At 72.6% G+C, this 17,085-nt stretch carries 19 protein-coding genes; 5 read left to right on the top strand and 14 right to left on the bottom strand.

Going from position 1 to position 17,085, the window contains the following annotated elements:
* Positions 1-2: 2 nt before the first annotated feature.
* The 4 genes from ACZ3KP_RS00895 to ACZ3KP_RS00880 are packed head-to-tail and all read right to left on the bottom strand — an operon-like array spanning position 3 to position 4,051.
* Positions 3-1,208: a sensor histidine kinase gene (locus ACZ3KP_RS00895; RefSeq protein ID WP_467495257.1), complete on the bottom strand. Its 1,206-nt coding sequence runs from the start codon at positions 1,206-1,208 to the stop codon at positions 3-5.
* Positions 1,205-2,917, bottom strand: coding sequence for a sodium/solute symporter (locus ACZ3KP_RS00890; RefSeq protein WP_467495255.1), 1,713 nt, complete (start codon positions 2,915-2,917; stop codon positions 1,205-1,207). The genes ACZ3KP_RS00895 and ACZ3KP_RS00890 overlap by 4 nt, the downstream gene beginning before the upstream one ends.
* Positions 2,918-2,939: 22 nt before the next feature.
* On the bottom strand, positions 2,940-3,299 hold the full coding sequence (locus ACZ3KP_RS00885) for a hypothetical protein (protein WP_467495253.1): 360 nt from the start codon (positions 3,297-3,299) through the stop codon (positions 2,940-2,942).
* A 2-nt stretch (positions 3,300-3,301) separates the two neighbouring features.
* Positions 3,302-4,051 (bottom strand): LytR/AlgR family response regulator transcription factor, encoded by a 750-nt coding sequence (locus tag ACZ3KP_RS00880; protein ID WP_467495251.1) that lies wholly within the window; start codon positions 4,049-4,051, stop codon positions 3,302-3,304.
* 111 nt (positions 4,052-4,162) lie between these two features.
* On the opposite strand from ACZ3KP_RS00880, the gene ACZ3KP_RS00875 reads away from it, so the two are divergent.
* The 3 genes from ACZ3KP_RS00875 (at position 4,163) to rocD (ending at position 6,842) form a co-directional block, all read left to right on the top strand.
* Positions 4,163-4,648 carry an Lrp/AsnC family transcriptional regulator gene (locus ACZ3KP_RS00875; protein ID WP_467495249.1) on the top strand — a complete coding sequence of 162 codons (486 nt, stop codon included), beginning with the start codon at positions 4,163-4,165 and terminating at the stop codon, positions 4,646-4,648.
* A gap of 145 nt (positions 4,649-4,793) precedes the next feature.
* Positions 4,794-5,603 carry a dimethylargininase gene (gene ddaH, locus ACZ3KP_RS00870; protein ID WP_467495247.1) on the top strand — a complete coding sequence of 270 codons (810 nt, stop codon included), beginning with the start codon at positions 4,794-4,796 and terminating at the stop codon, positions 5,601-5,603.
* Between the two features lie 18 nt (positions 5,604-5,621).
* Positions 5,622-6,842 carry an ornithine--oxo-acid transaminase gene (gene rocD, locus ACZ3KP_RS00865; RefSeq protein WP_467495245.1) on the top strand — a complete coding sequence of 407 codons (1,221 nt, stop codon included), beginning with the start codon at positions 5,622-5,624 and terminating at the stop codon, positions 6,840-6,842.
* 42 nt (positions 6,843-6,884) lie between these two features.
* Here rocD and ACZ3KP_RS00860 read toward each other — a convergent pair whose 3' ends face one another.
* Both ACZ3KP_RS00860 and ACZ3KP_RS00855 read right to left on the bottom strand, forming a co-directional pair.
* On the bottom strand, positions 6,885-7,505 hold the full coding sequence (locus ACZ3KP_RS00860) for a DUF305 domain-containing protein (protein ID WP_467495243.1): 621 nt from the start codon (positions 7,503-7,505) through the stop codon (positions 6,885-6,887).
* Positions 7,506-7,587: 82 nt separating this feature from the next.
* Positions 7,588-7,995 carry a DUF6153 family protein gene (locus ACZ3KP_RS00855; protein ID WP_467495241.1) on the bottom strand — a complete coding sequence of 136 codons (408 nt, stop codon included), beginning with the start codon at positions 7,993-7,995 and terminating at the stop codon, positions 7,588-7,590.
* Positions 7,996-8,449: 454 nt separating this feature from the next.
* Here ACZ3KP_RS00855 and ACZ3KP_RS00850 point away from each other — a divergent pair, with 454 nt between their 5' ends.
* On the top strand, positions 8,450-9,175 hold the full coding sequence (locus ACZ3KP_RS00850) for a lysophospholipid acyltransferase family protein (RefSeq protein WP_467495239.1): 726 nt from the start codon (positions 8,450-8,452) through the stop codon (positions 9,173-9,175).
* An 87-nt stretch (positions 9,176-9,262) separates the two neighbouring features.
* On the opposite strand, the gene ACZ3KP_RS00845 is transcribed toward ACZ3KP_RS00850, so the two are convergent.
* The 8 genes from ACZ3KP_RS00845 to ACZ3KP_RS00810 all read right to left on the bottom strand — a co-directional run bounded on the left by ACZ3KP_RS00845 (position 9,263) and on the right by ACZ3KP_RS00810 (position 16,304).
* The gene (locus tag ACZ3KP_RS00845; protein WP_467495237.1) at positions 9,263-10,867 is read right to left on the bottom strand and encodes an alpha/beta hydrolase; all 1,605 of its coding nucleotides are present in this window, start codon (positions 10,865-10,867) and stop codon (positions 9,263-9,265) included.
* 131 nt (positions 10,868-10,998) lie between these two features.
* On the bottom strand, positions 10,999-11,769 hold the full coding sequence (locus ACZ3KP_RS00840) for an urease accessory protein UreD (RefSeq protein WP_467495235.1): 771 nt from the start codon (positions 11,767-11,769) through the stop codon (positions 10,999-11,001).
* Positions 11,757-12,437: an urease accessory protein UreG gene (gene ureG, locus ACZ3KP_RS00835; RefSeq protein WP_132887862.1), complete on the bottom strand. Its 681-nt coding sequence runs from the start codon at positions 12,435-12,437 to the stop codon at positions 11,757-11,759. The genes ACZ3KP_RS00840 and ureG overlap by 13 nt, the downstream gene beginning before the upstream one ends.
* A 79-nt stretch (positions 12,438-12,516) precedes the next feature.
* Positions 12,517-13,191 (bottom strand): urease accessory protein UreF, encoded by a 675-nt coding sequence (locus tag ACZ3KP_RS00830; protein ID WP_467495233.1) that lies wholly within the window; start codon positions 13,189-13,191, stop codon positions 12,517-12,519.
* A 15-nt stretch (positions 13,192-13,206) separates the two neighbouring features.
* The gene (locus ACZ3KP_RS00825) at positions 13,207-14,928 is read right to left on the bottom strand and encodes an urease subunit alpha (protein ID WP_358979741.1); all 1,722 of its coding nucleotides are present in this window, start codon (positions 14,926-14,928) and stop codon (positions 13,207-13,209) included.
* Positions 14,921-15,232: an urease subunit beta gene (locus ACZ3KP_RS00820; RefSeq protein ID WP_467495231.1), complete on the bottom strand. Its 312-nt coding sequence runs from the start codon at positions 15,230-15,232 to the stop codon at positions 14,921-14,923. The genes ACZ3KP_RS00825 and ACZ3KP_RS00820 overlap by 8 nt, the downstream gene beginning before the upstream one ends.
* Positions 15,233-15,242: 10 nt before the next feature.
* Positions 15,243-15,545, bottom strand: a complete 303-nt coding sequence (locus ACZ3KP_RS00815) for an urease subunit gamma (RefSeq protein ID WP_360564506.1) — start codon at positions 15,543-15,545, stop codon at positions 15,243-15,245.
* A gap of 480 nt (positions 15,546-16,025) precedes the next feature.
* Entirely contained in the window at positions 16,026-16,304 is a 279-nt protein-coding gene (locus ACZ3KP_RS00810; RefSeq protein WP_467495228.1) for a type II toxin-antitoxin system Phd/YefM family antitoxin, read from the bottom strand.
* 140 nt (positions 16,305-16,444) lie between these two features.
* Here ACZ3KP_RS00810 and ACZ3KP_RS00805 point away from each other — a divergent pair, with 140 nt between their 5' ends.
* Entirely contained in the window at positions 16,445-17,080 is a 636-nt protein-coding gene (locus tag ACZ3KP_RS00805) for an ATP-dependent Clp protease proteolytic subunit (protein ID WP_467495226.1), read from the top strand.
* Positions 17,081-17,085 lie beyond the last annotated feature (5 nt).

Genomic DNA, 17,085 nt, shown 5'->3' with positions numbered 1-17,085 from the left:
GGTCAGTCCGTGGCGAGGGGGGCGGCCCGGTGCACGCCGGGCTGGTACTTGGGCAGCCTGGCGGTGATCTTCATGCCCGCGCCGACGGCGGTCTCGATGACGAGGCCGTGGTCGTCGCCGTAGACCTGGCGGAGCCGGTCGTCGACGTTGGACAGGCCGATGCCGCCGGACGGGCTGAGTTCGCCGGAGAGGATGCGGCGCAGCAGCGCCGGGTCCATGCCCGCGCCGTCGTCCTCGATGACGACCAGCGCCTCGGCGCCCGCGTCCTGGGCGGTGATGTGGATGTGGCAGGTGCCGGTCTTGCCCTCGAGGCCGTGCTTGACGGCGTTCTCCACGAGCGGCTGGAGGCAGAGGAAGGGCAGGGTGACCGGGAGCACCTCGGGGGCGATCTGGAGGGTGACGGTGAGACGGTCGCCGAAGCGGGCCCGGACCAGCGCCAGGTAGTGGTCGATGGCGTGCAGTTCGTCGGCGAGGGTGGTGAAGTCGCCGTGCCTGCGGAACGAGTAGCGGGTGAAGTCCGCGAACTCCAGGAGCAGCTCGCGGGCGCGTTCGGGGTCGGTGCGCACGAACGAGGCGATCACCGCGAGCGAGTTGAAGATGAAGTGCGGGGAGATCTGGGCGCGCAGGGCGCGGATCTCGGCCTCGATGAGCCGGGTGCGGGAGCGGTCCAGGTCGGCCAGTTCCAGCTGGACGCTGACCCAGCGGGCGACCTCGCCGGCCGCGCGGACCAGGACGGCGGACTCGCGCGGGGCGCAGGCGACCAGGGTGCCGTGCACGCGGTCGTCGACGGTCAGCGGGGTGATCACGGCCCAGCGGACCGGGCAGTCCGGGGTCTCGCAGTGCAGCCGGAAGGCCTCGCCGCGGCCGGACTCCAGGGGGCCGGTGAGGCGTTCCAGGATCTCGGTGCGGTGGTGGCCGCCGGCGCCGTCCCAGACCAGCAGGTTCTCGTGGTCGGTGAGGCAGAGGGCGTCGGTGCCGAGCAGGGTGCGCAGCCGGCGGGCCGAGCGGCGGGCGGTCTCCTCGGTGAGGCCCGCGCGCAGTGGGGGCGCGGCGAGGGACGCGGTGTGCAGGGTCTCGAAGGTGGCGTGTTCGACGGGGGTGCCGAGGCCGCCGAGGCTCTCGGGGCGTGCGGTGCGGCGGCCCAGCCAGAAACCGGCGGCCAGCAGCGGGAGGACGGCCACGCACAGGCCCGCGAGGAAGCCGGTCACGCCTTGGCCTCCGCCCGCAGTTCCTCCGGCAGGTGGAAGCGGGCCAGGATCGCCGCCGTCCCCGGGGGCACCCGGCTCGCGGTCGCCAGGGACACCAGGATCATGGTGAGGAAGCCCAGCGGCACCGACCACAGGGCCGGCCAGGCGAGCAGGGCGTGCAGGTCACCGGTGCCCGGGAAGTCGGCCATCGTCGCGGCCACCGCGCAGAACGCCGAGCCGCCGCCGACGAGCATCCCGGCGGCCGCGCCGGGCGGGGTCAGCCGCCGCCACCAGATGCCGAGCACCAGCAGCGGGCAGAAGGAGGACGCCGACACGGCGAAGGCGAGCCCCACCGCGTCGGCGACCGGCAGTCCGCCGACCAGGACGGCGGCGGCGAGCGGTACGGCCATCGCCAGCACGGTCCCGAGCCTGAAGTGCCGTACCCCGCGGGACGGCAGGACGTCCTGGGTGAGGACGCCGGCGACCGCCATGGTCAGGCCGGAGGCGGTGGAGAGGAACGCGGCGAAGGCGCCGCCGGCCACCAGGGCGCCGAGCAGTTCGCCGCCGAGGCCGCCGACGACGCGGTCCGGCAGCAGCAGCACGGCGGCGTCCGCGTCGCCGGTGAGGGTCAGCTCGGGGGTGTAGAGCCGGGCGAGGGCGCCGTAGACGGGGGGCAGCAGGTAGAAGAGGCCGATCAGGGCGAGGACGGCGACCGTGGCGCGGCGGGCGGCGACGCCGTGCGGGCTGGTGTAGAAGCGGACGACGACGTGCGGCAGGCCCATGGTGCCGAGGAAGGTGGCGAGGATCAGTCCGTACGTGGCGTAGAGCGGGCGTTCCTCGCGGCTCTCGGCGAGCGAGGTGGACATGCCGCCGTTGGTGCCGCGCTCGGTGGCGGGGACCCGGGTGCCCCGGGCGAAGGTCAGACGGGTGCCGGCGGCGATGCGGTGGCTGCCCTCGGGGAGGGTCACCCTGGTGTCCCGGTACGGGCGGCCGTCGACGGTGCCGGTGACGGTGACCGTCAGGGGGCGGTCGAGCCTGAGGGCGAGGGCGTCCTGGACGTCGACGGTGCGCCGGTCGCGGAAGGCGGCCGGTTCGTCGAAGGCGTGGGTGGGGGCGCCGGCGCCCTGCCAGGCGAGGACGAGGAAGAGGGCGGGGACGAGCAGGGCGGTGAGTTTCAGCCAGTACTGGAAGGCCTGGACGAAGGTGATGCTGCGCATGCCGCCCGCGGCGACCGTGGCCACCACGACCACGGCCACGATGAGGCCGCCGAGCGCGTCCGGCGCGCCCGTGAGGACCGCCAGGGTCAGCCCGGCCCCCTGGAGCTGGGGCAGCAGGTAGAGCCAGCCGACGCCGACGACGAACGCGCCGGCCAGCCGTCGTACCGGCTGCGAGGCGAGCCGGGCCTCGGCGAAGTCGGGGAGGGTGTAGGCGCCGGAGCGGCGCAGCGGGGCCGCGACGAACAGCAGCAGGACGAGGTAGCCGGCGGTGTAGCCGACCGGGTACCAGAGCATGTCGGGGCCCTGCACGAGGACCAGCCCGGCGATGCCCAGGAAGGAGGCGGCGGAGAGGTACTCGCCGCTGATCGCGGCCGCGTTGAGGCGGGGGCCGACGGTGCGGGAGGCGACGTAGAAGTCGGAGGTGGTCCGGGAGATGCGCAGCCCGAAGGCGCCGACGAGGACGGTCGCGACCACCACCAGGGCCACGGCCGGTACGGCATAGCTGGAGTTCATCTCACCTCGTCGCGACGGGAGTTCATCGGTCCTCGACGAGACGGACGAAGTCCTCCTCGTTGCGTTCGGCGCGGCGCACGTACCAGCGGGCGAGCAGGATCAGCGGGGCGTAGAGGCAGAAGCCGAGCACCAGCCACTCCAGTCGGCGCGCCTCGGGGGCGGCCGTGAACACCAGCGGGAGCGGGCCGACCAGCAGCACGAGCACCGCCAGGACGGCGAGGGCGGCGCGCAGTTGGGAGCGCATGAGGGAGCGGACGTAGGTGTGGCCGAGGGTGGTCTGCTCGTCGATCTCGGTGCGCGGCCGGTAGTAGCCCGAGGCACGGCGGCCGCGGCGGGGCGGTCCCGTGACGGTGACCCGGCGCTCGACGGGCTCGCCGGGCACCTTCAGGCCCTCCTCATCAGCAGGTCCCGCAGCTCGCGCGCGTGGCGCCGGCTGACCTGGAGTTCCTCGCCGCCGACCAGGACGCTCACCGTGCCCGCGTCCAGGCGGAGTTCGCCGACGTGCCGGAGGGCGACGAGGTGGCGGCGGTGGATGCGCACGAAGCCCCGGGAGCGCCAGCGGTCCTCCAGGGTGGAGAGCGGGATGCGGACGAGGTGGCTGCCGCGGTCGGTGTGCAGCCGGGCGTAGTCGCCCTGGGCCTCGACGTGGGTGATGTCGTCGACGGCCACGAACCGTGTGACGCCGCCGAGTTCGACCGGGAGGTGGTCGGGGTCGGGTTCGTGGACGGGTATCCGCGGTTCGGTGCCGCGCAGTTCGGCCACCCGCCGGACCGCCTCCGCCAGGCGTTCCTTGCGGACCGGCTTCAGGACGTAGTCGACGGCCTTGAGGTCGAAGGCCCGCACCGCGAAGTCCTCGTGGGCGGTCACGAACACCACCAGCGGCGGCCGGGCGAATCCGGTGAGCAGACGGGCCATCTCCAGCCCGTCCAGGCCGGGCATCTGGACGTCCAGGAAGACCACGTCGACGGCCTCGGGTCCCCGGGGCCCCGACTCCAGGGCGCGGGTGATGCGGCGCAGCGCCTCCGTGGCGTCCCCGGCGCCCGCGACGCTGCCGATGCGCGGATCGGCGTGCAGCAGGTACAGGAGCTCCTCCAGCGAGGGGCGTTCGTCGTCGACGGCGAGAGCGCGCAGCATGAACGGAGTGTAGGCGGCGGGGCGGGGCGCTGGACATGTCGCGGACGTCGTCGTTCGCGCCGGACGAAGCGGTGTTCCCGAAGTGCCGTTCCGCGTGGTTACAGTGCGGACATGAACAGCGGCACCGCCCCTTTCGACGATCTCGACCGGAAGATCACCACCGCGCTGATGGCGAACGCGCGGACCAGTTTCGCCGAGATCGGCGCGGCCGTCGGGCTCTCCGCGACGGCCGTGAAGCGGCGGGTCGACCGGCTGCGCGGGACCGGTGTGATCACCGGGTTCACGGCCACCGTGAAGCCGTCGGCGCTCGGCTGGCGCACGGAGGCGTACGTCGAGGTGTACTGCGAGGGCGCGGCGCCGCCCCGGCGGCTCGCGGAGGTGGTGCGCAACCATCCGGAGATCACCGCCGCCATGACGGTGACCGGTGGCGCGGACGCGCTGCTGCACGTGCGGGCCCGGGACGTGGACCACTTCGAGGAGGTGCTGGAGCGGATCCGGGTCGAGCCGTTCATCCGGAAGACGATCAGCGTGATGGTGCTGTCGCATCTGCTGCCGGAGAGCCCGGAGGCGGGGGCGACGGCGGCGGCTCCGGAGTAAACGCATCGACGCTGCGTTTGTATGACCGGACACGCAGGATTCCTGCGCAGACGCGCAGCATTCGTTTCTTGTCGCCCGTATCCGGCGCTTTCTACCTTGGTGTCAACCCTCAGTCGACACCGCGGGAAAGCGGAGGAACCCCTCTGTGTCCGAAAGCCGTGTGCCGCGCCTCAAGCGCTTCCTCGTCTGTGAACCCAGACATTTCGCCGTGCAGTACGCGATCAATCCCTGGATGAACCCCGACACCCAGGTCGATGTCGATCTGGCCCAGGAGCAGTGGACGGCGCTGATCGACGCCTACCGCGCCCACGGCCACAGCGTGGAGCGGCTGGACCCGGTCCCCGGCCTGCCCGACATGGTCTTCGCCGCGAACTCGGCGGTGGTCGTCGGCGGGCGGGTCTTCGGCTCGCTGTTCCACGCCCCCGAGCGGCGCCCCGAGTCGGGCCACTACGACCTGTGGTTCAAGACCGCGGGCTACGACGTGCACCGTCCCGGCTCGGTGGTCGAGGGCGAGGGCGACCTGGTCTGGACGGGCCGGTACCTGCTGGCCGGTACCGGCTTCCGGACGTCCCGGGAGGCGCACCGGGAGGCGCAGGAGTTCTTCGGCCACCCGGTGATCAGCCTGACGCTGGTGGACCCGTACTTCTACCACCTGGACACCGCGCTGTTCGTCCTGGACGAGGAGAACGTCGTCTACTACCCGGAGGCCTTCTCCCCCGGCAGCCGGGACGTGCTGCGCCGGCTGTTCCCGGACGCGGTGCTCGCCACCCGTGACGACGCGCTGTCCTGGGGGCTGAACTCGGTCTCCGACGGCCGCCACGTCTTCATCGCGCCGCAGGCCGAGGCGCTGGCCGCCCGGCTCGCCGACCAGGGCTACGAGCCCGTCCCCGTCGACCTGTCGGAGTTCCACAAGGCAGGCGGCGGCATCAAGTGCTGCACCCAGGAAATCCGCTGAGGACCAGGAGATCCCCTCATGACCGCACCCGCACGCACGCGCACCTCCGCCGAACTGATCGAGGCGGAGCAACCGGTCCTCGCGCACAACTACCACCCGCTGCCCGTCGTCGTGGCACGCGCCGAGGGCGCCTGGGTGGAGGACGTCGAGGGCCGCCGTTACCTCGACATGCTGGCCGGCTACTCGGCGCTCAACTTCGGCCACCGGCACCCCGCCCTGATCGAGGCCGCGCACCGTCAGCTCGACCGGCTGACCCTCACCTCCCGCGCCTTCCACAACGACCGGCTCGCCGAATTCGCCGGGCGGCTGGCGGAGTTGACCGGGCTGGACATGGTGCTGCCGATGAACACCGGCGCGGAGGCGGTGGAGAGCGGCATCAAGGTGGCCCGCAAATGGGCCTACGACGTGAAGGGCGTCCCCGCCGACCGGGCCACGATCGTCGTCGCCGCGGACAACTTCCACGGCCGTACGACCACGATCGTCAGCTTCTCCACGGACGAGACCGCCCGGGCCGGCTTCGGCCCCTTCACACCGGGCTTCCGGGTCGTGCCGTACAACGACCTGGCGGCGCTGGAGGCGGCCGTCGACGGGACGACCGCGGCCGTGCTCATCGAGCCCATCCAGGGCGAGGCCGGGGTGCTGATCCCCGACGACGGCTATCTGACCGGTGTCCGGGAGCTGACCCGGCGCGCGGACTGCCTGTTCGTCGCCGACGAGATCCAGTCCGGTCTCGGCCGCACGGGACGCACCCTGGCCGTCGACCACGAGGACGTCGTCCCGGACGTGCTGCTGCTGGGCAAGGCGCTGGGCGGCGGGATCGTGCCGGTGTCGGCGGTGGTGGCCCGGCGGGAGGTGATGAGCGTGCTGCATCCGGGTGAGCACGGCTCGACGTTCGGCGGCAACCCGCTCGCCGCGGCCGTCGGCACGGCGGTGGTGGAACTGCTGGAGGGCGGCGAGTTCCAGCGCCGGGCGGCCGAGCTGGGTGCCGTCCTGCGGGACGGCCTGGCGGCGCTGGTCGGCAGGGGCGTGATCGACTTCCGGGCGCGCGGGCTGTGGGCCGGCGTCGACGTGGACCCGGCGATCGGCACCGGGCGCGAGATCAGCGAGCGTCTGATGCGCGAGGGCGTCCTGGTCAAGGACACCCACGGCGCCACGATCCGGCTGGCCCCGCCGCTGACCGTCACGGCCGACGAACTGCGCTCGGCGCTGGGGGCGCTGGAGAAGGTGCTGGCGGTCTGAGCGGACGGCGGCCGCGCCCACCGGCGCGGCCGCCGCTGCTGCTCAGCCCTTGCCGAGGAGCTTGTTCATCTCCTTGATCTCGGCGTTCTGCCCGGTGACGATGGAACCGGCCATGCTCGTGGCCGGGGCGTACGCGCCCTTGGCCTTCTCGGTCCCGGCCATCTCGACGGCGCCCTGGTGGTGCTGGACCATCATGGTCAGGAACATCGTGTCGAAGTCCTTGCCCTTGGCCTGCTTCAGCATGGTCATGTCCTTGTCAGACATCATCCCGGCCATGCCGCTGTGACCGCTGTGGTCCATGCCCGCCATGGGCACCTCCTCGCCCCAGGCCTTCAGCCAGCCGGTCATGGTGTTGATCTCCGGGTCCTGGGCCTTCTCGATCCGGGCGGCGAGGTCCTTCACCTGCGCGGAGGAGGCCCGGTCGGCGGCGAGGGAGGCCATCTCCAGGGCCTGCTGGTGGTGCGGGATCATGGTCTGGGCGAAGGACACGTCCTGCGCGTTGTGCGTCCCGGCGGAGGCGGATGCGGATGCTGTCGCGCCGGCCGCCGCCGAGTGGGACGCGTGCGCGCTGCCGGCGCTGTCGTCGCCGCCGCAGGCGGTGAGGGTGAGGGCGGCGGTCGCGGTGAGCGCGACGAGGACGGCACGGGTACGCGTGGTGGTCATGCTGGATCTCCTGCGATGGGTGTGAGTGGGCACGCGGGAGCGCGACCGGCGCGCCGCACGCGCGCGGCCGGCTCGGGTGCCGCTAGATCCGCAGGAGTTGGAGTTCGGCCAGATCGGGTGGGGCACGGGCGGCGTCGGGTGCCGTGGCCGCCCGGGAGGCGGCGGTGCGGTCCGGCACGGGGACGTGCACCGGGTCCGGGGCCGGGGCGGGCAGCGCGGGGCCACCGCTGAGCGCTCCGGAGGCGCAGGTCGCGTCGGCGTGGTGCGCGTGGTCGTGGCCGCAGTGACCGTCGTCGTCGGAGCAGCCGTCGGAGGCGGTGACCATGACCGCCGTGTGCGGGACGGCCCGAGCGGGTGCGCCGTGGTGTCCCACGACACCGCCGGGGGCCAGCGCGTGCATGCCGAACAGCCCGGCCAGCAGCCCGAGGACGAGCAGCGCTCGCCACCGCCGGTGGGGCGGTCGCTTCGGGGGCGGCTCGGTCGGACGCATCGGGGTCATCCTACGCATGCCCTGAGAGCGGCCCCGCACGGGTACCGCCGGGGACGCGCGGGGGCGCCGGCGTCAGCCGGTGAGGTCGCCGAGGCGGCGGCGGACGGACTCGGGGTCCGTCAGCTCGGCGCGGTGGAGGACGAGTTCGCGGCCGAGGAGCAGGGAACGGCGGGAGGCGGTCAGCTGGGAGGGGGCCGGGCAGGGTGGTCCCGGACCGGCTGCCCCCGGCCCACGGAAGAACCAGGACGGGCGACGACTCGGGCGCCGGCGTGGTGAAATCCAACGAGACGGTGTCCGACCCGCTGCGTGCCTTCACCGGCACCCGGTGGGCATGAGACCGACCGGACATGGCCACAGATGACGACAGGCGCACATCACCCCGGGCCCGCCGAGGACGAGCCGACTCGGCAGGCCGCCGGTTCCGGCGGGGACCGGCAGAAGTGAGGAGAGAGCCGTGTTCTACCACCTGCTCAAGTACGTACTGCTCGGGCCGCTGCTGCGCGTGGTGTTCCGGCCCCGGATCGAGGGCCTGGAGCACGTGCCCGCGTCGGGGCCGGCCATCGTCGCCGGCAATCACCTCTCCTTCTCCGACCACTTCCTGATGCCGGCCGTCCTGAAACGGCGCATCACCTTCCTGGCCAAGGCGGAGTACTTCACCGGACCGGGTCTCAAGGGCAGGCTGACCGCGTTCTTCTTCCGCAGCGCCGGACAGATCCCGGTGGACCGCTCGGGGAAGGAGGCCGGCCAGGCGGCGATCCGCGAGGGGCTCGGGGTGCTGGCCAAGGGCGAGCTGCTCGGCATCTACCCGGAGGGCACCCGCTCGCACGACGGCCGTCTCTACAAGGGCAAGGTCGGGGTCGCCGTGATGGCGCTGCGCGCCGGTGTCCCGGTGATCCCGTGCGCCATGATCGGCACCTTCGAGGCGCAGCCGCCCGGGAAGGTCGTCCCCACCCTGCACCCCGTCGTGATCCGCTTCGGCAAGCCTCTGGACTTCTCGCGCTACGCGGGCATGGAGAGCGAGAAGGCGATCCTGCGCGCCGTCACCGACGAGATCATGTACGCCATCCTGAACCTCTCCGGGCAGGAGTACGTCGACCAGTACGCGGCGGTCGTCAAGGCGGAGCAGACGGCGGCGAAGGGCGAGAAGGAGCGCAGGTTCCCGCGCGCGCCGCTGAGTTGAGGCCGGACAGCGAAGGGACGACGGGAGGGACGGCGGGAAGGGGCGGCGGGAACGCTCCCGCCGCCCCGCACCGCGGTGCGCGAAGGGTTACGGCTGCGGTGTGGCGTGCGGTGCGCAGGTGACGTCCGCGCCGTCCAGCTTGCCGGTGAGCAGGTAGGAGTCGACACGGCTGTTGATGCACGGGTTGACCAGGCCGGTCACGCCGTGCGAGCCGGCGCCCTGCTCGGTGATCAGGCGGGAGCCCTTGAAGCGCTTGTGCAGTTCGACGGCGCCCTGGTACGGGGTGGCGGCGTCACGGGTGGACTGCACGATCAGCACCGGCGGCAGGCCCTTGTGGGTGGTGACGTCCACCGGGGTCTGCTGCTTGACCGGCCAGGTGGCGCAGGGCAGGTTCATCCATGCGTTGGCCCAGGTCATGAACGGGTACTTCTTGTTGAGCTCGGTGTTGTCGCGGTCCCACTTGTGCCAGCTGGTGGGCCACTTGGCGTCGGTGCACTCGACGGCGGTGTAGACGGCGTTGCCGTTCTCCGAGGAGATGTTGCCGGCGGTGTCGGAGAGGTCCGGGGCGGCGGCGTCGACCAGCGCCTGGGTGTCACCGGCGACGTACTTGCTGAACACCGTGGCGACCGGGACCCACGAGGAGTCGTAGTACGGGGCGCTCTGGAAGAAGGAGATCAGCTCGGCCGGGCCGACGACCCCGCCGATCGGGTTCGCCTTGGCGGTGGCGCGCAGCTGGAGCCACTTGGCCTGGACGGCGTCGCGCGTGGTGCCCAGGTGGAAGGCGGAGTCGTGGGCGGCGACCCAGTCCTCCCAGTCCTTCCAGCGGCCCTCGAAGGCGATGTCCTGGCCGAGGTTGGCCTCGTACCAGATGTTCTCGCGCGACGGGTTGACGACGCTGTCCACGATCAGCCGGCGGACGTGACCCGGGAACAGCGTCCCGTACACGGCGCCGAGGTAGGTGCCGTAGGAGACACCGAGGTAGTTGAGCTTCTTCTCGCCGAGCGCGGCCCGGATGACGTCGAGGTCACGGGCGGTGTTCGGGGTGGTCATCTGCTGGAGCATCGCCTTGCCGGTGCGCTCGGCGCAGCCGTCCGCGTACTCCTTGGCGAGCTTGCGCTGGGCGGTCTTGTCGGCCTCGGTGTCCGGCACCGGGTCGGCCTTGGGCGCCTTCACGAACTCCTGCGGGTCCATGCAGGAGATGGGCGCGGAGTGGCCGACGCCGCGGGGGTCGAAGCCCACGAAGTCGTACGCCTTGGAGGCGTTGACCCACAGGGGGTTCTTGTTGACGACCCGGAGCGGGAAGCGCATCCCGGAGCCGCCCGGGCCGCCGGGGTTGTAGACGAGCGAGCCCTGGCGCTCCGCCTTCGTCCCCGTGCTGGCTATTCGGTCGACGGCGAGCCGGATCTGCTTGCCGTCGGGCTTCGTGTAGTCGAGCGGCACAGTGACCCAGCCGCACTGGACGGGCTTGGCGAAGCCCCAGTCGGCCGGGCAGTCCGCCCAGTCGATACCCGCCTTGGCGGCCCGCGCGGCGGCGATCGCCGCGCCGCGCTGCTGCCGGTCCTGGCCGCCGTGCCGGGCCTCGGCGCCGGCCGCGGGGGCCGCGAGCGCCCCGGTGATCAGGCTCGCGGTGACGAGCGCGCCCGCCGAACCGAGCGCCAGCGTCCGGCTCCTCGATCTGAAGTTGTCCCTCAAGTGGGCCCCTCCCCGTACATAGTTGCGAATGGTCAGGGAGGATCTTTCCGGCTGTGACTCTGCTGTGCACAAGGCATGTCAGCCGTTCTTTACCAATCCGATATCCGGATGGCGTGGTCCCGCTGAGCGGATCACGCTCCCCATTCACCCAGGGCCGCGTCCAACACCCGCCGGAGCCGCAGCGCGTCCGCCGCCACCGCGCTCACCAGCACCGCGGGCCCTGCCAGCGGAGTGAGCGCCGCGTACTCCCCCAGCATCCGCGCCCGCACCGGCTCGCTCGCGAACTCCGGTCGAACGAGCACGAGTTGCCCGACGGCCCGGTGTCCCGCCAGGACGGCGGGGCCGTCCCAGCCGCCGGGTGCGCCGGGCCCGCAGGCCAGTTCCTGATCGAGTACGACGCTCCCGGCGACCCGCACGGTGAGCCGGCTGCCCAGCCGTCCCGGCGTCTCCCCGGCCCGTCCGAGCACCTGCTCCTCACGCAGCACGAGCCGGCCGCCCGCACCCACGTCGACCCGGGTGGTGACGTACAGCTCGCTCCCCTTGGCCGAGATCAACTGCTCGGGCAGCCAGTGCAGTTCACCGCCGTCGGCGACGTCGAGCCGGACGTCGTACCGGGCCTCGCCCTTCGCCTGTCCCGGCAGCGCGATGGTCGCGGCGGCCGACCCCACCCGCAGCCGGGCGCCGCGCTCCACCGTGGCCTCGACGGCGAACCGGTCCCCGCCGAGCGGCCCGCTCATCGCCCCGACGACCATCACCCGGGCCTCGGCACCGCTCCCCCGGGTACGCCGCAGGGCCAGCGGCCCCTCGCCCTCCAGCACGGGCAGCGAGGTGCCGCCCCGCCCGTCGTCCCGTGCGACCATCCTCGCGGTCGCACGCACGCCGGTGGCGGTCACGCCGTCCACGCGGCGAGCCGCTCCCGCACCCAGCCGGCCACGTCGCCGACCCCGGTCTCACCGCGCAACGACTGGAAGACCACCGGCAGTTCGGCGCGCTGCGCCTTGGCGTCCGCGGCCATCCGGGCCAGGTCGGACCCCACGTACGGCGCCAGGTCGGTCTTGTTGACGACCAGCAGGTCGGCGGTGGTGACACCGGGTCCGCCCTTGCGGGGGATGTCGTCGCCCCCGGCCACGTCGATCACGAAGATCTGCGCGTCCACGAGTCCCCTGGAGAAGGTGGCCGTGAGGTTGTCCCCGCCGGACTCGACGAGGATGAGGTCCAGCGGCCCGACTTCGTCCTCCAGGTCCTCCACGGCTTCGAGGTTGGCGGAGATGTCGTCCCTGATCGCGGTGTGCGGGCAGGCCCCCGTCTCGACGGCGGCGATCCGCTCGGGGGGCAGCACGGCCTCCCTCAGCAAGAACTCGGCGTCCTCGCGGGTGTAGATGTCATTGGTGACGACGGCGAGGGACAGTTCGTCCCGCAGCAGCCGGCACAGGGCGGCGACGGTGGCGGTCTTGCCGGATCCGACCGGCCCGCCGAGTCCGATCCGCAGGGCGCGCCGGGACCCGTCGGGCCGGCGGGCGTCGGCGCTGACGGCGACGGGACCGTGCCGGTGATCGTGGTCGAGGTGCATGTACGGCTCCTTGTTCAGCAGTTTCTGCGGGTCAGCCCGTCCGGGACGCTCCCGTCGGGGCGGGTGCGGGTGGAGACGGCTACGACGCGAACAACCGCACCGCCCACCCCGCATGCCACTCGGCGCCGATCTCGAGCAGCGGCGCGGACGCCGCCGGCAGTGTCCCGGCGCCGTCCCCGACCGCTCTGCGCGCCGCCTCCACCGCCCGGTCGGCCACCCGGTCCACCTCGGGCGCCAGCCGCCCGAGCACACCCGTCGCCTCGAACGGATCCAGGCTCAGCAGCCGCACCACCGCCGTGGCCGGCCCGCTGACGCACTCGTACGCCGCGCAGTGGGCGGCGTCCTGAGCGGAGAGACCCGCCGCCCGGGCCACCACGCCCAGCACCACCGGCTGGTGCGCACCCTTGGGGAACTTCTCGGCGACCGCGTCGAGTTCGGTGCTCGGCCAGGTGGCCCGCGCGGCCCTCAGCAGCTGCCGCCCGAGGCGCCGCGCGGCGCCCCGCAACGCGGGCGACGGGGTCCGTGCGTCGGCCGCGGCGTCCAACTCCCCCACCTCGACACCGAGTACGGCGGCGGCGGCGAGCGCACCCGCCACCAGCCCCGTGGTGTGCAGGCGGCCACGGCAGAACTCCTCGAGGCTCGCCGCCCCGGTGATCCGTCCGGCCTTCACGGCCGCCTCCGCGCCACCCGAGTGCGCATGGCCTCCGGCGGGGAAGCGGCCGTCGGCCAGCACCAGCAACGCTGCCCGGGACATCAGGGACCTCGACTCTCAGAAGAGGAAGTAACGCTGGGCCATGGGCAGTTCGGCGGCCGGTACGGCCTCCACCAGCTCTCCGTCGATGTGCACGGCGAAGCTGTCGGGATCGATCCGGACGCTGGGCCGCGCGTCGTTCTCCCGCATGTCCGCCTTGGTCACACCGCGGGTGGAGTCGATGGCGACGAACCGCTTGCCGAGCTGCAACCGCTCGGGCAGTCCGTCCTCGATCGCCAGCGGGGCGACGAAGTTGAAGGAGTTGGCGGCCGGGGCCCGTCCGATCGCCCCGTACATGGGACGCGGCAGGATCGGCTGGGGCGTCGGGATCGAGGCGTTGGCGTCGCCCATCTGCGCGTAGGCGATCTGGCCGCCCTTGAGGACGAGGTGCGGCTTGACCCCGAAGAACGCGGGCTCCCAGAGCACGAGGTCGGCGAGTTTCCCGGTCTCCACCGAACCGATCTCCCGGGCCAGGCCCTGGGCGAGCGCCGGGTTGATCGTGTACTTGGCGACGTACCGCCGTACCCGGTGGTTGTCGGCCCGGCCGTCGCCCGGCAGGGCGCCGCGCCGCCGCTTCATGACGTGGGCGGTCTGCCAGGTCCGCAGGATCACCTCGCCCACCCGGCCCATGGCCTGCGCGTCGGAGGAGATGATGGAGATCGCGCCGAGGTCGTGGAGTATGTCCTCGGCGCCGATGGTCGAGGGCCGGATCCGGGACTCGGCGAAGGCCAGGTCCTCCGGCACCGCCGGGTTGAGGTGGTGGCACACCATCAGCATGTCGAGGTGTTCCTCGGCGGTGTTCACCGTGTACGGGCGCGTGGGGTTCGTCGAGCTCGGCAGCACGTGCGGCTCGGAGACGACGGTCATGATGTCCGGCGCGTGTCCGCCGCCCGCGCCCTCGGTGTGGTAGGCGTGGATGCCGCGCCCGCCGATCGCGGCGAGCGTGTCCCCGACGAACCCGGCCTCGTTCAGGGTGTCCGTGTGGATGGCCACCTGGATGCCGGTCCGGTCGGCGACGGTCAGGGCGGCGTCGATGACGGCGGGGGTGGAGCCCCAGTCCTCGTGGAGCTTCAGGCCCAGGGCGCCGCCCCGGATCTGGGAGAGCATCGCCTCGTGCGAGACGGTGTTGCCCTTGCCGAGGAAGCCGATGTTGAGCGGGTACTGCTCCATCGCCTCCAGCATCCGGGCGAGGTGCCAGGGCCCGGGGGTGACCGTGGTCGCCTTGGATCCCTCGGCGGGGCCGGTGCCGCCGCCCACCAGGGTGGTGACGCCCGCCGCCAGCGCCTCGTCGGCGATCTGGGGGCAGATGAAGTGGACGTGGGCGTCGATGGCGCCCGCGGTCAGGATCCGCCCGTTGCCGGCGATGACCTCGGTCTCGGGCCCGATCACCAGGTCCGGGTGCACCCCGTCCATGGTGTCGGGGTTGCCGGCCTTGCCGATGCCGGTGATGCGGCCGTCGCGGATGCCGACGTCGGCCTTGACGACGCCCCAGTGGTCGATGATCACCGCGCCGGTGACGACCGTGTCCGGGGTGCCTTCCGCGCGGGTGGCCCGGGACTGGCCCATGGACTCGCGCAGGACCTTGCCGCCGCCGAAGACCGCCTCGTCACCGGCGAGCCCGGGGCCGCCGGAGCGGTCCTCCTCGATCTCCACGAGCAGGTCGGTGTCGGCGAGCCGGATCCGGTCGCCGGTGGTCGGGCCGAACAGGTCGGCGTAGGCGGCGCGGGAGATCTCAGGCATCGAGGGCACCTCCGGTCTCCCCGCGCAGCCCGGGCACCACACGGGCGCCGGCGAGCGGGACGAGTTCGACGTCGACGGGGATGCCGGGCTCGAAGCGGACGGCGGTGCCTGCGGCGATGTTCAGCCGTTTGCCGCGCGCCGCCGCCCGGTCGAACTCCAGCCCGGGGTTGGCCTCGGCGAAGTGGTAGTGGGAGCCGACCTGGACGGGCCGGTCGGCGGCGTTCAGGACGGTCAGCGAGGTGGCCTCGCGGCCCTCGTTGTACACGACCGGCCCGTCGGCGAAGAGGATCTCTCCGGGAATCATCGGCGGCCTCTCAGACGATCGGGTCGTGGACGGTGACGAGCTTGGTGCCGTCCGGGAAGGTCGCCTCGACCTGTACGTCATGGATCATCTCGGGGATGCCCTCCATGACGTCGTCCCGGGTGAGCAGCTTGCGCCCGGAGGCCATCAGTTCGGCGACGGTACGGCCGTCACGTGCGCCTTCGAGGATGTGCGCGGTGATGAGGGCGACCGCCTCGGGGTGGTTCAGCCTCAGTCCGCGGGCCCGGCGCCTCTCGGCCACGTCGGCCGCCACATGGATCAGCAGCCGCTCTTGCTCGTGCGGGGTCAGTTGCACGTCCCACCTCACAGTCCTCGCTCCGGACCGTGCGGGGTCCGGTTGCCGCGGCCACCGCGGCGGATCGGGCCCGCGAACCCGATCCGGCCAGGAAAACCGCTGGTGGCATGGATCGGCAGGCTAGTTTGCCGGAGTTTCGGTGACGTTAACCGGACCTTGATCACGTCATGACCGGCGCATGGGGGCGCACGGCTGGGCCGAACGGGTGATCCCGGCACCGGCCGCCCCGCGCACGGCCGTCCGGGTGACCACCGCACGCCGGGCACACGCCATCGGCCCTCACCCGGACACCCCGGGGAGGGCCGATGCCGGTACCGACCACCGCGCCGGCCGCGCTGCCGGCGGCTACGGCGTGTTGCGAAAGTCCCGCCTGCCGCGCGACGCCATGCACGCTCCCCCGGCCTCCGGCCGGGGGACCCCCACTCGCCGCACCGGACCCTGACCCAAGTACATCCAGTACGTGGATCAGAGCAACACACCCTAGGAGCCCGTGGCCCCGCGGTGCTCCGCCGCGATGCCGAAGCGGCCGCGCTCCGGGCGTACGGCGGCTGTCTCGCGCACGGAGGAAACAGAGCTGACCACCTGGCTCTCGGTGGCTTCGGGGAGCTCTTCGAGGCGCTCGAGGTCGGCGGCGGAGACGAGGGCGACCAGCGGCTTGCCGTGCCGTGTCACGACCACGCGCTCACCGCCGTACACCACCCGGTTGATCAGTTCGGCGAGCTCAGCCCTGGCTTGCGTCACCGGAATCTCGTAGGCCATACACCCCAGCTTACGGGGCGCCCGCGGCGACACCTCTTGTTCGGCGACAGCGGAATCCCCACCCTGATATCTGTACGTCCTGTACGTTTCTTACGTCTGCTCGGCCGTCGAGACGCCCAGCCGCGAGGAGTGGTACTGCCATGACCCGACCGTCCGCCCGTTACGTCCTGCCCGAGTTCACCGAACGAACGACCGCCGGTCAGCGCACCCTGGACCCGTACTCCAAGCTGCTGGAGGAGCGGATCGTCTTCCTGGGCGCCCCCGTCGACGAGACCTCGGCCAACGACGTGCTGGCGCAGCTCATGTACCTGGAGTACGCGGCTCCGGAGCGGGACATCGCGCTGTACATCAACTCCCCGGGCGGGTCGTTCGGCGCGATGGCCGCGATCTACGACACGCTCCGTTACGTCACCTGCGAGGTGCAGACCGTCTGCCTGGGGCAGGCCGGCGCCTCGGCCGCGGTGCTGCTCGCGGCCGGCACCCCGGGCAAACGGTCGGTGCTGCCCGGCGCCCGCATCGTGCTGCAGCAACCGGCCCTGCCGGAACCGGTGCAGGGCCGGCCGAGCGATCTGTTCATCCAGGCGGCGGAGTGGGAACGGACCCGCGGGATGGTGGAGGAGATGCTCGTCCGGCACACCGGGCGCACCCTCGAGCAGGTCCAGCGGGACCTGGAGCGGGACCTGGTCCTGGACGCGCCGGGGGCGGTGGCGTACGGGCTGGCGGACCGGGTCATGCCCACGCACCGGCCCCCGCTCGGCCGGCCGCACGCGGGGTGAGCCGC

This window comes from Streptomyces sp. NPDC020958 (assembly GCF_055562175.1).
Note: the sequence above shows the minus strand (reverse complement) of the source record. Positions and strands in the feature narration are given on the sequence as shown.